16 protein-coding genes and 1 riboswitch are annotated in these 14,355 nt (G+C 34.8%); of the genes, 11 read left to right on the top strand and 5 right to left on the bottom strand.

The genetic code is table 11. The features are described 5' to 3' along the window. The first annotated feature begins 164 nt into the window (after positions 1-164). Positions 165-260 carry a DUF3948 family protein gene (locus ACW0JX_RS01170; RefSeq protein ID WP_001060007.1) on the top strand — a complete coding sequence of 32 codons (96 nt, stop codon included), beginning with the start codon at positions 165-167 and terminating at the stop codon, positions 258-260. A gap of 72 nt (positions 261-332) precedes the next feature. Here ACW0JX_RS01170 and ACW0JX_RS01165 read toward each other — a convergent pair whose 3' ends face one another. Further along, positions 333-938 (bottom strand): lysophospholipid acyltransferase family protein, encoded by a 606-nt coding sequence (locus ACW0JX_RS01165; RefSeq protein WP_000277778.1) that lies wholly within the window; start codon positions 936-938, stop codon positions 333-335. Positions 939-1,275: 337 nt separating this feature from the next. On the opposite strand from ACW0JX_RS01165, the gene ACW0JX_RS01160 reads away from it, so the two are divergent. Continuing rightward, complete coding sequence (locus ACW0JX_RS01160; protein WP_001060007.1) at positions 1,276-1,371, top strand: DUF3948 family protein; 96 nt, start codon at positions 1,276-1,278, stop codon at positions 1,369-1,371. Positions 1,372-1,431: 60 nt separating this feature from the next. On the opposite strand, the gene ACW0JX_RS01155 is transcribed toward ACW0JX_RS01160, so the two are convergent. Then, complete coding sequence (locus ACW0JX_RS01155; RefSeq protein WP_000894065.1) at positions 1,432-1,572, bottom strand: YrzO family protein; 141 nt, start codon at positions 1,570-1,572, stop codon at positions 1,432-1,434. A 21-nt stretch (positions 1,573-1,593) separates the two neighbouring features. Next, positions 1,594-2,562, bottom strand: coding sequence for a DMT family transporter (locus tag ACW0JX_RS01150; protein WP_157676024.1), 969 nt, complete (start codon positions 2,560-2,562; stop codon positions 1,594-1,596). 127 nt (positions 2,563-2,689) lie between these two features. On the opposite strand from ACW0JX_RS01150, the gene ACW0JX_RS01145 reads away from it, so the two are divergent. Together ACW0JX_RS01145 and ACW0JX_RS01140 are read left to right on the top strand one after the other, a co-directional pair. Further along, a complete protein-coding gene (locus ACW0JX_RS01145; protein WP_366987918.1) occupies positions 2,690-3,556 on the top strand; it encodes a LysR family transcriptional regulator in 867 nt (288 codons plus the stop codon). A 254-nt stretch (positions 3,557-3,810) separates the two neighbouring features. Further along, positions 3,811-3,912, top strand: coding sequence for a DUF3948 family protein (locus tag ACW0JX_RS01140; RefSeq protein WP_001060018.1), 102 nt, complete (start codon positions 3,811-3,813; stop codon positions 3,910-3,912). 65 nt (positions 3,913-3,977) lie between these two features. Here ACW0JX_RS01140 and ACW0JX_RS01135 read toward each other — a convergent pair whose 3' ends face one another. After that, positions 3,978-4,898 (bottom strand): substrate-binding domain-containing protein, encoded by a 921-nt coding sequence (locus tag ACW0JX_RS01135; RefSeq protein ID WP_016513342.1) that lies wholly within the window; start codon positions 4,896-4,898, stop codon positions 3,978-3,980. Positions 4,899-5,058: 160 nt separating this feature from the next. Between ACW0JX_RS01135 and modA the strand changes: the two genes are divergently transcribed. The 3 genes from modA to ACW0JX_RS01120 all read left to right on the top strand — a co-directional run bounded on the left by modA (position 5,059) and on the right by ACW0JX_RS01120 (position 7,697). Beyond that, positions 5,059-5,865, top strand: coding sequence for a molybdate ABC transporter substrate-binding protein (gene modA, locus ACW0JX_RS01130; protein WP_459245263.1), 807 nt, complete (start codon positions 5,059-5,061; stop codon positions 5,863-5,865). A 5-nt stretch (positions 5,866-5,870) separates the two neighbouring features. Next, positions 5,871-6,545 (top strand): molybdate ABC transporter permease subunit, encoded by a 675-nt coding sequence (modB, locus tag ACW0JX_RS01125; RefSeq protein ID WP_002152004.1) that lies wholly within the window; start codon positions 5,871-5,873, stop codon positions 6,543-6,545. 300 nt (positions 6,546-6,845) lie between these two features. After that, on the top strand, positions 6,846-7,697 hold the full coding sequence (locus tag ACW0JX_RS01120) for a GRP family sugar transporter (RefSeq protein WP_000353546.1): 852 nt from the start codon (positions 6,846-6,848) through the stop codon (positions 7,695-7,697). Positions 7,698-7,764: 67 nt separating this feature from the next. Here the strand turns inward: ACW0JX_RS01120 and pnuC are convergent, their stop codons facing one another. Beyond that, positions 7,765-8,415, bottom strand: coding sequence for a nicotinamide riboside transporter PnuC (gene pnuC, locus ACW0JX_RS01115; RefSeq protein WP_069354759.1), 651 nt, complete (start codon positions 8,413-8,415; stop codon positions 7,765-7,767). 186 nt (positions 8,416-8,601) lie between these two features. Between pnuC and proC the strand changes: the two genes are divergently transcribed. The 4 genes from proC (at position 8,602) to ACW0JX_RS01095 (ending at position 14,315) form a co-directional block, all read left to right on the top strand. After that, on the top strand, positions 8,602-9,405 hold the full coding sequence (proC, locus tag ACW0JX_RS01110; RefSeq protein WP_168411312.1) for a pyrroline-5-carboxylate reductase: 804 nt from the start codon (positions 8,602-8,604) through the stop codon (positions 9,403-9,405). Between the two features lies 1 nt (position 9,406). Continuing rightward, complete coding sequence (locus ACW0JX_RS01105; RefSeq protein ID WP_459245262.1) at positions 9,407-10,240, top strand: aldo/keto reductase; 834 nt, start codon at positions 9,407-9,409, stop codon at positions 10,238-10,240. A 152-nt stretch (positions 10,241-10,392) separates the two neighbouring features. Beyond that, positions 10,393-10,497: riboswitch (SAM riboswitch) on the top strand. 132 nt (positions 10,498-10,629) lie between these two features. After that, on the top strand, positions 10,630-12,270 hold the full coding sequence (locus ACW0JX_RS01100) for a peptide ABC transporter substrate-binding protein (RefSeq protein WP_459245261.1): 1,641 nt from the start codon (positions 10,630-10,632) through the stop codon (positions 12,268-12,270). Between the two features lie 404 nt (positions 12,271-12,674). After that, positions 12,675-14,315 (top strand): peptide ABC transporter substrate-binding protein, encoded by a 1,641-nt coding sequence (locus tag ACW0JX_RS01095; protein WP_459245260.1) that lies wholly within the window; start codon positions 12,675-12,677, stop codon positions 14,313-14,315. Positions 14,316-14,355 lie beyond the last annotated feature (40 nt).

The following is a 14,355-nucleotide window of genomic DNA, read 5'->3' as shown; positions in this document are numbered from 1 at the left end:
CAATTGAGTCAGAAACAGGGTAACAACTATTCGAAAAGGAGCGGATTAATATGATGAACAAAATGAAAACGAACAATTTCTTAAATACAATGGGCATGGTATTTTCCGCTCTTATCGACGCAAAAGCTGTTGCTTCTACATTAAACAAGTAAGGAGAATATATTATGAATAACATCACTTTTAACAAATTAGATTTTTTAGGACTAGCTAGTGGCTCGCTTCTTCTTACTGCTTTTATTTACGCCGCTACGCTTGTATAACTTTGTGTCCCCTTTCCCCTTTATTATAAATAGTAATAGAAAAGACGACCGTCTATGCCCGGTCGTCTTTTCTTATTTTTGATTTGATTGCAAAGCTTCTTTTAACTCCTCAAACTTCTCATTTAATTGATCTGTCATCATTTTCATAGCGGTTTTTCGATCTATTTGTTCTCCAGCCTCAATTTGAATTGGATCTCCAAAAATCAATTGTGCCTTTTTCCCCTTTATTAATTCTTTTACACTTGATGGACCAACATAAGCTGCTGGTACTAACGGAACATTAGAACGCATCGCAATTGTCACAGCACCCGCTTTTAATGAAACATCTTCCGCTGATCTTGTTCCACTCGGAAAAATCCCTACTACCTTTCCTTCTTTTAATAAACGTGATGGAATTTTAAGTGTACTTGGTCCTGGATTCGCACGATCTACAGGGAATGCATTTACATTTTTAAAGAACCAATTTTTGAATTTCCCTTCAAATAATTCTTTTTTGGCCATGTAATGAATTTGAGTTGGATACATCCCTGTAGCTAACATTAATACATCCATAAAACTTGTATGTGTACATGCAACAACATACGGTCCACCTTCTGGTAGCTTTTCTCTTCCTTGTACTTCTACTTTCCCAGCTGTTTTAAATATATATTTCAACAAAAATGTAATTGGTTTATACATTTATTTCGTTCCTTTCTAAACATCCGAAGTATAATCATATTCTTACAATAATTATAACACTAAGTTTTAGGAGTTGGTAATAAAATTAAGGATGAATTGTTAAATTTCAATTCTTACAAAAGTGTAATTTTCTTGTAAGCTAATTCGATAGTTACTTCTTACTATATTTCATACAATTAAGTCAGAAACAGGGCAACAATTATTCGAAAAGGAGTGGATCAATATGATGAACAAAATGAAAACGAACAATTTCTTAAATACAATGGGCATGGTATTATCGGCTCTTTTCGATGCAAAAGCTGTTGCTTCTGCATTAAACAAGTAAGGAGAATGTATTATGAATAACATTACTTTTAACAAATTAGATTTTTTAGGATTAGCTAGCGGCTCTCTTCTTCTTACTGCTTTCATTTACGCTGCTACGCTTGTATAACTTTGTGTCCCCTTTCCCCTTTATATAGAAAAAGACGACCGTCTATGCCCGGTCGTCTTTTTAATTTTTTCTTTCTTTCAATTCTTTTAAAAGCTGTATCAGCTCAGCTTGTTGTTTTATCTTTTTACGACCATTTCGATTAATTGCTGCAAGCTCACAGGCAACTCCGACGGCGAAGAAAAACAATAAACTTTCTAACATGTGAAATCCTCCATTTGCCTATTAAACAGCTTGACGTAATTGTTCTTCTTGTAAAACTCTCTTATTTATATTTTCTTCTTTTCTCTGGCAAACGTTATTGCGAATAAGCGCTGCAATAACAAGTACAGTCCCTATAATATCAAACATTGTGATCTGATACCCTTGCATCATCATAATAACTAAAGTCGTAATTGGTACAAAATTAATAAATAAAATCCCATTAATGGATGATAAAATTTTCACACCATAGTTCCAAGCAAGTAGCGCTACAATACCTGGCAATGTCATCATAAATAACAAATCATACTTCACAATAGAAATCGTTCCCATACTAGGAACTGAAACATATCCAAGCGACGTTATAATTACCGTTATAATTCCTGTAACAGTCGTACCGAATACACACGTCAACGTAGAATAACGTAATGTTGACCAATCACTACACGTTTGACCACCCATCGTATAAATAACCCAGCCTACAACACCAATAAATATAAATGCTAATGGGAACATATTATCTTTCAATGTTACAAAGAAACTCATGTCACCTTTTGTAATAACAAACACAGCTCCTACAAAAGCAATAACCATACTCGTTATCATATACTTCTTCGGTTTTATATGCTTATATCCCCATAAAATACAAATAGAAATCATCGGCATAAGTGATTCCATAATGGAAGCTACCATTACACCCGACTTACCCATTAACATTTGCCCTAAAAATATGAGGACATTATATACTGTAAATGCCATCGTTCCAAAAAAGACGAGTACCTTTCCTCTTCCCTCTAAACGAAATGCCTGTTTTCCTTCTTTCATTAACAACAATACAATCAGCATTATCGCCACTGCTCCATAACGAATAAGCGAAAAATAAAATGGATCTATGTATTCTAGCGCATGATCAGCAACTGGAAACATCGCTCCCCATGACATACTCGCAATTAAACAAGCTAAAGCCCCTATTATCATTTGACCTCTTCTCACCGCAATCCCCCGTTTCTTTCTATTTGCACAAAGAGAATTGTAAAAGAAAAAATATATCACGTAAAATGATTCAAAATGATGTTAACTATCATTTATAATGATAGTTAACATCAAGGGGGATTACAAAATGGAATTAAGAGACTTACAAATCTTTAAAAGCGTTGCCGACCAGGGTAGTGTAAGTAACGCAGCAAAAGAATTAAATTATGTACAATCAAATGTAACTGCACGTATTAAACAACTAGAAAACGAATTAAAAACCGCACTCTTTTACCGCCATAAACGAGGCATGACTTTAACAGCTGAAGGAAGAAAAATGCTCGTTTATGTTAATAAAATTTTGCAAGATGTCGACGAACTAAAACAAGTATTTTTAGATAGTGAAACACCCTCCGGTATATTAAAAATCGGTACAGTAGAAACAGTAAGTACATTACCTACCATTTTATCTTCTTACTATAAAAGCTATCCGAATGTCGATTTATCATTACAAGCGGGTCTAACAGAAGAATTAATTAGAGAAGTACTTGATCATCAATTAGATGGCGCCTTTATATCAGGTCCTATTAAACATCCACTAATCGAACAATACGATGTTAGTACAGAGAAATTAATGCTTATAACACAAAATAAAGCCTTTCATATAGAAGAATTTACAACAACGCCTCTACTCGTTTTTAACCAAGGATGCGGATACCGTTCCAAACTAGAACGTTGGCTTAAAGACGAAGGTTTGCTACCAAAAAGAATTATGGAATTCAATATATTAGAGACAATATTAAACAGCGTTGCACTCGGCCTCGGAATTACACTCGTACCACAGTCTGCTGTCCATCATCTTTCTAAAGCAGGTAAGGTACATTGTCATGCAATCCCTGAAAAATACGGCAGTATTTCAACGGTTTTCATACGCCGTAAAGATAGCTATATGACGAATTCAATGCGTAGTTTTTTAAAAACAATTGAAGAACATCATCATATCAATATGCTGTGAAAGACATTCTTACATGAATGTCTTTTTTTCTTACAAAAGTGTAAGTCTTTCGTAAGCTAATTCGATAGTTGCAAGTGGACATATTTCCTATAATTAAGACATAAGCAGGGCAACAACAATTCGAAAAGGAGCGGATACGCATGATGAACAATATGAAATCAAATAAATTTTTAAATACAATGGGCATGGTGCTATCCGCACTTGTCGATGCAAAAGCTGTTGCAACTACATTAAACAAATAAGGAGAGATTATAATGAACAACATTACTTTCAACAAATCAGACTTTATCGGACTTGCAAGTGGAGCTACTCTTCTTACGGCTTTCATTTATACACTTGCTCAAGGTCTTGTTTAACACTTCGTTTCCCCAAACCCCTTTATATATAGAAAAAGCTGCTCGTCTTATAGACAAGCAGCTTTTTAGTTTGTTTCATATATAATTTGACCTGTTTTCGTAATATCATATCCGCCAATTGCATTTAATTCATTATGAAATTCTTCCGATTGCAGAATGTCTTTCACGACTTCAATCAGCTCTTCATTTTCTTTATTCTTCAAAATTACTAAATCATACTGTTCTTTCATGATTGGAATAAAGTCCACATTTACAATTTGCGAAAACTTTTCTGAACCTACTCCTACATCAGCTTTTCCATTTGCAACTTGCGTGGCAACACCCAGATGATTCGATTCTTCCCATTCATATCCACTAATATCAGCTTTATTTAATTTTTGGATTCGTAATTGTTCATCCACTAACACTCTAATACCAGAACCCTTTTCTCGATTTACAAACTTTATAGTGGATCCAGATATGTCGGCCCATGTCTTTATTTTCTTCGGATTTCCTTTTTGGACATAAAATCCTACATTTCTGGACAATAAATTAATCATAATACATGGCTGGCCTACTAAAATGCGTTTTACATAAGGAACATTATATGTACCCGTTTCACCATCAAACAAATGCAAACTAACGATACTTCCTTCTCCTTGATACATTTTCACTAAACTTGTTAAGCTACCTTGATACGCCCTTAAAACATTAGAACTTGGCAAACGATTTTCTATACGTTTAGCTAACATATCTAACGTTAGTTCTTGACCACTAATAATACACGTGTTCAAGATACTACTACCATCGTTTTTTACAGGAGTAACTTGTACCTTTCCTGTTTTCATTTGTTTTATATATTGATCTAAATCTGCTGCATCAATGCGCATCTGTCTACCAACTCTATAAGAAGGAAGTTCTCCTTTTTTAATTAAGTCGTATACAGTTAATTTTGATACTTTTAATCGCTTTGCTACTTCTTCCGTTGTGTAGGAATGATGATCCATAGACGATTCCTCACTTTCTTCTTTCATTGTAACAAAGAAAAGAATATTTCTCCTATTTTTTAAAAATAGATATATGTTCAAATTATATTCAATTATAACTAGTTATATTTAGTTATAATTAGTTATAATTAGATGTGTCAAAACGAAAGGGGATTTTTTTATGAATAAATTTACATTACGTTGGATTGGGGCACTTATACTTTCTTTTCTTCTTATATTTAGTGTTGCATGTACAAACGGAGATAAGAAAGAGAAATCAACTGTTAAAGAAGGAAAAGCAGTTGAACTTACTATCTCAGCTGCTGCAAGCTTACAAGATGCATTAAAAGAAATTGAAAAACAATATAAAGAAAAAGAACCAAATATTAAACTTTCTTTTAACTTCGGTGCTTCTGGAGCACTTCAACAACAAATTGAACAAGGTGCACCTGCTGATTTATTCTTCTCTGCTGCAGAAGATAAATTCCAAATCCTTGTAAAAAAAGGATTCATTAATGAAAAAGAAGGGAAAAATCTTCTTGGAAATGAACTAGTTCTAGTCATCCCTAAAGATAGTTCTCTTACAAAATTTCAAGATTTAAAAGATGAGAAAATCAAAAAAATCGCACTTGGTACACCTGAATCTGTACCTGCTGGCAAATATGCAAAGGCCTCTCTAACACACGAAAACCTTTGGAATGATGTTCAAAATAAAGTCGTATTTACAAAAGATGTTCGCCAAGTGTTAACATATGTAGAAACAGGGAATGTCGATGCTGGTATCGTATACAAAACAGATGCTCTCATTTCAGATAAAGTAAAGATTGGTGAGACAGCAGCAGCTACTTCTCATGAGCCAATCCACTATCCTTTAGGTGTTATAAAAGAATCTAAACATAAGAAAGAGGCGAATTCATTTTATGAGTATTTGCAGTCAAAAGATGCACAATCTACCTTTAAGAAATATGGATTTACAGTCCTGTCGTAATTACTATGAGCATTGATGCTATTATATCGCCTGTCTTTCTATCTTTAAGAGTAGCTGCGTGTGCCACTATTCTCGTTACAATTTTAGGGACGATTGTCGGACGAGCACTAGCTCGCTCCTCATGGCGATATAAAGTACTATTAGAAACCATATTTTTATTACCAATGGTACTTCCACCAACTGTTATCGGCTTCTTTCTCATTATCATCTTTGGAAACAACAGCCCGATCGGAAGGTGGGTTGAATCATTATTTCAGCAGTCTATTATGTTCACATCTACCGCTGCGATCATCGCTTCTACAGTTGTTGCATTTCCACTTATGTACCAATCAGCGAAAACGGGATTTTCTATCGCAAATGTACAAATTGAAGAAAGTGCTCGTGACCTTGGCGCAAGTGAATATCAAGTTTTTCTGCACGTTACACTTCCGCTCGCATTTCCTGCATTACTAAGCGGGATGATTTTGAGCTTTGTCCGCGCGCTCGGTGAGTTTGGTGCTACACTCATGTTTGCCGGGAATATCCCTGGTAAAACACAGACAATCCCGACTGCAATTTACATGGCCATTGACGCAAGTAATATGCAACTCGCCTGGACACTTGTGGTTATCACTATTAGTATGTCACTCCTATTTCTGCTATGTATTCAGCTTATTAACAAAAGAATTACTAACCCTTAAAGCAGCTTTTTTGGAAGCTGCTTCTTTATTTCTTAGGAAATAAAATATACCACCGGGAAATAACTGAATTTTACCTCTTATTTAAATATACATTTTATTTGAATTCACTTTCTAAAATAGGCAATTTCCTGTTATTATATGGAGGTGTTTCAAAAAATGAAGAAATGAAAACGCATTTATATCGTGAATTCTTCATCCTGTTTTAGCGATCGGTAATCTTCTACTCTATTAGTGGGGCATTACCGATCGTTAGAACGATATGTAACTATATTGGTATAGCAAACCGAAGGGAGTCTTGTAATGGACATTTTATTAGCGCTTCTTCCTGCAATTGCATGGGGAAACATCTTATTAGTAAGCGTAAAAATGGGCGGTGGTGCATATAGCCAAACGGTAGGTATGACAATCGGTGCTCTATTCTTCGCAACAATTATGTATGTATTTACTCAACCAGCTTTAACAATGACAGTCTTAATTGTTGGGTTTATTTCAGGTTTATTCTGGGCTTTAGGACAAGTAAACCAATTAAAAACAGTTGAAAAACTAGGTGTTTCAACTACCGTAACAATTTCTACTGGTATGCAACTTGTTGCAACTTCTATCTTTGGGGTTATCGCTTTCCGTGAGTGGACTACTACTACAACGATTATTCTGGGAACGATTGCAATCCTATTAATCGTAGTTGGTGTTGTATTCACATCACTAGATGATAAAGAAAATGCTCAGCCACCAGGACAATTGAAAAAAGGACTTCTTACTTTAATTGTTTCTACTTTCGGCTATCTTGTATATGTAATTATTATTCGTTGGTATAATATCGATGGTTGGTCTGCTATTTTACCACAAGCAGTTGGTATGTTTGTTGGTGCGGTTGTACTGACATCTAAACATAAACCATTTAACAAATATGCAATCCGTAATGCTTTATCTGGTTTACTATGGGGAACTGGAAACTTATTCTTACTTCTTTCATTACCACGTGTTGGAGTAGCAACAAGCTTCCCATTATCTCAAACTGGAATCGTTATCTCAACATTCGGTGCGATTGTATTCTTAGGTGAAAAGAAAACAAAACGTCAATTGATCTTTATTGCACTAGGTAGTGTTTTAATTATCGGCGGCGCTGTATTACTTGGTATGACAAAAGCATAATCTTATATTCTATTAGTAAACCCCTGAAGCATATGTACTTCAGGGGTTTTTTAATTCTAATTATTTTCTAGATATAATTATTTGTATGTTCTTGCCCCTTATAATTGCTCTTCCACTCTAGCAAACCAGCTACACATATAAAGAGGTTAATAATAGCTAATATTAGCATGACGTATAAACCAGTAGAAATATAAATTACAATGCTAACTACGTTATATAAAATCCATAAATGCCAGTTTTCTAATATTTTTCGACTTAACATAAATTGAGCCACTAGTCCCAATACGGCATTTAAAGCGTCTAAATATGGACTTGTTGACTCTAAATAACGGACTTGATAATAACCCCAACCAATCCAAGCAACTAAAATAAAACTTATATAAAAAGTCCACCCTTTCAAATCTAAACGAACTGTTGCTTTTACTTCTCCCTCCCCACTTTGTGCAATCCAATAATACCAACCATATACATTAAATATAAATTGAAAAGCGGCTAATACTGCCATTGCATATAAACCTTGTGTAATAAAAATGTATAGAAATACCGCAACAGTAATCATGCCAAATAAAAAGTTGGATACTTTTTCTCTCGCTAATAACCAAACATTAATGATCCCCATAATTGATGCGAAAATTTCAATATAACTCGATTGAATATACAATCCAACTAATACACAAATAATACTAGAAACAAGTAAAAAAAATGGACTTCTAACCATATTTATCTCTCCCCAGATGTGTAATAAATTCCCTATCACCAGTATAAGGAATAGCCCTTTCCTTTACCATGAATTTCCGCCTTCTCATTATCCATTCCATCTACGGTAAGTCTTTTCTTTTTACAAAATTCTCTTAAAGATGATATCGTTTTTATAACATATCTCTACTAGAAAGGAATAAAGGATATGCCTAACAAACATCGAATTTTATTTATTGGCGCTGGTCGTATGGCAGAAGCTATATTTTCCGGATTACTTAAAACAAGCAAAGAGTACATCGAAAAAATTATTATTTCTAACCAAAGCAACGTAGAAAAGTTAGAACAATTACAAAGGCGATATAATGTGTCTATTACAACGGATTGGAAGCAGCATATTACATCTGTCGATACGGTTGTTTTAGCAATGCCACCTTCTGCTCATGAAGAATTATTAGCTGAGCTATCTCCGTTAATATCAAATCAACTTGTCGTAACAGTAGCAGCTGGCATTGGACCATCTTATTTAGAAGCTAGACTCCCAAAAGGCACACCTGTTGCTTGGATTATGCCTAATACAGCTGCTGAAATTGGAAAGTCTATCTCCTTATATACAATAGGACAATCAGTAACCGAGATGCATCAAGAAACCCTGCAACTGCTTTTAAGAGGTATTGGTACTTCGCAACTTTGTACTGAGGAAGAAGTTCATCAGCTTACTGCAGTTACTGGAAGTGCACCAGCCTTCCTTTATTACTTTGCTGAAAGCTTAATTGAAGCAACAAAAAGTTATGGAGTCGATGAAGAAACCGCAAAACATCTTGTCATTCAAATGATTTCTGGCTCTGCTTCTATGCTCGAGCAAACGCAAAATCCAGCTAACCTCCGCGAACAAGTAACAACGCCAGGTGGTTCCACAGCTGAGGGTCTCAAAACTTTATACGAATATAATTTTTCAGAGGCAATTCAAAAAGCAGTAGAAGCAACAAACAAAAAAGCTAGGGGGAAATAATATGATTTTAACAAGTTTAAAAGATTATACAACATTACATAACGGTGTAAAAATGCCTTGGTTTGGTTTAGGTGTTTTTAAAGTAGAAGATGGTTCAGAAGTAATTGATTCTGTAAAAGCAGCAATTAAAAATAGCTACCGCAGCATCGATACTGCAGCAATCTATCAAAATGAAGAAGGCGTTGGACAAGCGATTCGTGAATCCGGTGTTTCACGTGAAGAATTATTTATTACCTCAAAAGTATGGAATAGCGATCAAGGATATGAAACAACACTTCAAGCATTTGAAACTACATTAGAGAAATTAGGTCTAGAATATTTAGATTTATATTTAGTACATTGGCCTGTAAAAGGGAAATATACTGAATCATGGAAAGCATTAGAAAAACTTTATAAAGATGGCCGTGTTCGCGCTATCGGTGTGAGTAATTTCCACATTCACCACTTACAAGACGTATTTGAAATTGCTGAAATTAAGCCAATGGTCAACCAAGTGGAATATCACCCACGTTTAGCACAAGAAGAGCTACATGCATTCTGTAAAGAACATAATATCCAGCTTGAAGCTTGGTCACCATTAATGCAAGGACAACTACTAGATAATCCAACGTTACAAGAAATTGCGACAAAATATAATAAATCAACTGCGCAAATTATTTTACGCTGGGATTTACAAAACGAAGTTGTAACAATCCCTAAATCAATTAAAGAACATCGCATTATTGAAAATGCAAACATCTTCGACTTTGAATTAAGTGCTGATGATATGAAAGCAATTCAAGCTTTAAATGAAGATCGTCGCGTTGGTCCAGATCCAGATAACTTTAACTTCTAGTAGAAAAACCACTGCCATATGCAGTGGTTTTTTTGTTTAAGAAAACTGAAAATTTAAACTATATTTCATTTGGTTGACACTTCATTATTCAAGGTGTAAGATTTTGAATTATCAAAGAAACACAAAAATTAATAAAATTTATTCGTTTACTCATTGTATCAAGAGAGGTGGAGGGACTGGCCCTTTGAAACCTCGGCAGCAGGTTCATTTTGAATACTGTGCCACTTCCTGCAAGCTTTATGCTTGAAAGATAGAATGAGGGACTTCGTTTATATACGGGTGCATAACTTGTACGTAAAAATCCCTCTTTCTCAATATGAAAAGAGGGATTTTTTATTTTTCATTTCCCTCATCATCATCCAAACTTAATTATTTAGGAGGAAAATCAAATGAAAAAGAAGTTTGTACCCGGTATTGCATCAGTTGTAGGAGTAAGTATTTTATTAACTGGTTGCGGTAGTTATAAAAACGAAGCAAGCGGAGCAAATGCAAAAGACGAGGCACCTAGTAAACAGGTTTTAAACTTATCTTCACCTACTGAAATACGAACAATGGATACGGCTCGTGCTACAGATACTGATTCTGGTCAAGTAATGAGAAACGTATTTGAAGGTTTGTATAATCTTGGTGAAGGTAACAAACCTGTTCCTGGTGTTGCAAAATCTCATGAAGTAAGTGGCGATAAAACGAAATACACATTCCATTTGCGAGATTCAAAATGGTCAAACGGCACTCCTGTTACAGCGAAAGATTTTGTGTTCGCTTGGCAACGTGCCGTAGATCCAGCAACAGCCTCTGAATATGCATTTCTATTCTTTGATATTAAAAATGCAACAAAAATTAACAACAAAGAACTTCCAGCCGACCAACTTGGTGTAAAAGCAGTTGATGACCATACTTTTGAGGTAGAATTGGAACGTCCTGTTCCGTATTTTATTAGCTTAACAGCGTTCCCAACATTTCTACCAATTAACGAGGAATTCTTTAAAGCACAAGGTGATAAGTACGCTTTAGAAGATAATACAATCTTGTACAATGGAGCTTTTACACTAAGCGATTGGAAGCACGAACAAAGCTTTAAATTTAAGAAGAACCCTACCTATTGGGATAAAGATACTGTCAAACTAGAAGAAATCAATTTTAACGTCGTAAAAGAAAAATCAACAGAAGTCAATTTATTCGAGTCAAAACAATTAGATCGTATAAAACTAACATCTGACTTCGTTGATAAATATAAAAAAGATGCCCACTTTAAAGAACGTCCAAACGTAGGCGTACAATTTTTACGTATGAATCAACAAAACAAAGTACTTCAAAACGTTTCTGCACGCCAAGCAATTGATCAAACAATTGATAGAAAATCCTTTGTAAATACGTTATTAAATGATGGCTCTACACCAACATTTGGTCTCGTTCCAAAAAACTTTGCAAAAGGACCTGAAGGAAAAGACTTCCGTACTGCAAACGGCGATTTAACAAAAGTTGATACAAAATCTGCACAAGAATTATGGAAAAAAGCTAAACAAGAGCTTGATTCTGAAAAGATAACATTAGAATTATTAACGAGTGATGCTGACCTTGATAAGAAAACTGGTGAATTCTTAAAAGGGCAACTAGAAAAGAATCTAGATGGATTAACAGTAAATATAAAACCGCAACCGCGTAAGCAACAAGTTTCGCTTTTATTAAAAGGTGACTACGAAATCGGAATTGACGGCTGGAGCCCTGACTTTGCGGATCCAATTACATTCCTTGAGCTATTTACAACGAATAACCCTTATAACTTAGATCATTACTCTAATAAGGAATTCGACGAAACAATAGCAAAAGTGAAAACAACTTTAGCTGGTGATGAAAAAGCTCGCTGGGAAGCATTACTAGAATCCGAGAAAATATTATTTAAAGACTCTGTTATCGCTCCTCTTTATCAAAAAGGCGAATCTTATTTAGAACGTTCTTATGTGAAAAGAATTGTGCAAGTAGACTTTGCGGGTCAATTAAACTTCAAGTGGGCAAAAATTGAAAAATAAAGTAAAACCGTAATAAGTGGGGGTTCTTCATCCCCACTTATTATTAGCCCACACCAATTGTTTTTTTAGCAAAATATATTAAAAGTAGGTTCTCTCACACAAGAGAATTTACTTTTTTAATATATTATTCCAAGAAATTAACATTCTATTTTTATTATTGACATATAGTTCTTTCCAGTGTTAATATTCTAAATAATCAAAGAAACAAAATATTTCACCATCAAAATATAATGTCTACTAAGTTGAAACATATAACGATAGATTATAGCTCAACATGTATATACATATAGGACACCTGATTACCTATAAACAAATATTTATAATAGGTTCTATCTCCTTCTATAGCTACTTCAAGACAGGGACATTATGACGTTACGAACAACACATTTAGGGAGGAACGAACAATGAAGAAAAAAGTTGTACCTGTTGTTGCATCTGTTTTAGGGGCAAGTCTATTACTAACTGCTTGCGGGGGAAATAAAGATAATGCAGGCGGAGCGAAAGCAAACGATAAAGTACCTGATAAACAAGCAATTAACTTATCATTCGCTTCAGAAATTCCAACAATGGATGTTGCAAAAGCAACGGATGGGGAATCCATGAATGTAATGCGCAATGTTTTTGAAGGTTTATATACAATGGGAGAAGATAATAAACCGATTCCTGGTGTTGCTGAGTCGGTTGACATTAGTCCCGATAAAACAAAATATACATTCCATCTGCGTGATTCAAAATGGTCAAACGGTACTCCTGTTACAGCAAAGGACTTCGTCTTTGCTTGGCAACGTGCCGTAAATCCTGATACAGCAGCTGAATACGCATTCTTATTCTTCGATGTACAGAATGCGAAACAAATAAACCAAAAACAATTACCAATTGATCAACTAGGGGTCAAAGCTGTTGATGACAAAACGTTAGAAGTACAACTAGACCGTCCTGTTCCTTACTTCTTAAGCTTAACGACATTCTCAACATTCTTGCCAATTAATGAAGAGTACTTAAAGTCTCAGGGCGATAAATACGGTTTAGAAACAAATCATTTAATTTACAACGGTGCTTTCACATTAGATAACTGGAAACACGAACAAAGTTTCCAATTGAAGAAAAACCCTAACTATTGGGATGCTAAAACGGTAAAATTAGAAGAAATCAACTTCAATGTCGTTAAAGATAAGTCTACAGAAGTGAACTTATATGATTCAGGACAAATTGATCGCGTTGCTTTAACTGCAGAGTTTGTTGATAAATATAAGAGCGATCCAAACTTCAAGGAACGCGCTGAAGTCGGCATTCAATTCTTACGACTAAATCAGAAAAATGAAACATTAAAAAATCAACATGCACGCCTTGCTATTAACGGCGCAATGAATAAAAAGGCTTACGTAGAAACAATTTTAAATAACGGTGCTATTCCAGCTGAAGGAATGGTTCCTGCGAAATTTGCAAAGAGTCCAGAAGGCAATGACTTCCGTAAAGAAAATGGAAATCTAGTCAAGGATGATGTGAAAACAGCGAAAGAAAACTGGAAAAAAGCAAAACAAGAACTTGGTACTGACAAAGTAACAATCGAACTATTAACAAGTGACAATGCTTTAGCTAAAAAGACTGGTGAATATTTAAAAGGTGAATTAGAAAAAAACCTAGATGGATTAACAGTGAATTTAAAACCACAACCACGTAAACAACAGTTGAAACTACTATTAAGTGGTGACTATGAAATTGGTATTGACGGCTGGGGCCCTGACTTCGCTGATCCAATTACATTCTTAGATTTATTTACAACAGATAGTGCTTATAACTTCGATAAATACTCTAACAAAGAGTACGATGAGCTAATTCATAAAGTGAAAACAGATTTAGCTGGCAATGAAAAAGCACGCTTTGAAGCAATGAAGCAAGCTGAAAAAATTCTATTACAAGACGGCGCTGTCGCTCCTTTATACCAACAAGGTCGTTCTTACTTACAACGCTCTTTCATTAAAGGACTTGTAACGACTGACTTCGGCGGTGAATTTAACTACAAGTGGACAGAAGTTGCAAAATAACAAAAGTAAAAAGGTATCCTACGAAGGATACCTTTTTACT

Source organism: Bacillus sp. C-3-6, from assembly GCF_054509685.1.
Note: the sequence above shows the minus strand (reverse complement) of the source record. Positions and strands in the feature narration are given on the sequence as shown.

Coding starts and splice junctions, on each gene's coding strand:
- ACW0JX_RS01170 (WP_001060007.1), top strand. CDS start 165: ATGAATAACATCACTTTTAACAAATTAGATTTTTTAGGACTAGCTAGT.
- ACW0JX_RS01165 (WP_000277778.1), bottom strand. CDS start 938: ATGTATAAACCAATTACATTTTTGTTGAAATATATATTTAAAACAGCT.
- ACW0JX_RS01160 (WP_001060007.1), top strand. CDS start 1,276: ATGAATAACATTACTTTTAACAAATTAGATTTTTTAGGATTAGCTAGC.
- ACW0JX_RS01155 (WP_000894065.1), bottom strand. CDS start 1,572: ATGTTAGAAAGTTTATTGTTTTTCTTCGCCGTCGGAGTTGCCTGTGAG.
- ACW0JX_RS01145 (WP_366987918.1), top strand. CDS start 2,690: ATGGAATTAAGAGACTTACAAATCTTTAAAAGCGTTGCCGACCAGGGT.
- ACW0JX_RS01140 (WP_001060018.1), top strand. CDS start 3,811: ATGAACAACATTACTTTCAACAAATCAGACTTTATCGGACTTGCAAGT.
- ACW0JX_RS01135 (WP_016513342.1), bottom strand. CDS start 4,898: ATGGATCATCATTCCTACACAACGGAAGAAGTAGCAAAGCGATTAAAA.
- modA (WP_459245263.1), top strand. CDS start 5,059: ATGAATAAATTTACATTACGTTGGATTGGGGCACTTATACTTTCTTTT.
- modB (WP_002152004.1), top strand. CDS start 5,871: ATGAGCATTGATGCTATTATATCGCCTGTCTTTCTATCTTTAAGAGTA.
- ACW0JX_RS01120 (WP_000353546.1), top strand. CDS start 6,846: ATGGACATTTTATTAGCGCTTCTTCCTGCAATTGCATGGGGAAACATC.
- pnuC (WP_069354759.1), bottom strand. CDS start 8,415: ATGGTTAGAAGTCCATTTTTTTTACTTGTTTCTAGTATTATTTGTGTA.
- proC (WP_168411312.1), top strand. CDS start 8,602: ATGCCTAACAAACATCGAATTTTATTTATTGGCGCTGGTCGTATGGCA.
- ACW0JX_RS01105 (WP_459245262.1), top strand. CDS start 9,407: ATGATTTTAACAAGTTTAAAAGATTATACAACATTACATAACGGTGTA.
- ACW0JX_RS01100 (WP_459245261.1), top strand. CDS start 10,630: ATGAAAAAGAAGTTTGTACCCGGTATTGCATCAGTTGTAGGAGTAAGT.
- ACW0JX_RS01095 (WP_459245260.1), top strand. CDS start 12,675: ATGAAGAAAAAAGTTGTACCTGTTGTTGCATCTGTTTTAGGGGCAAGT.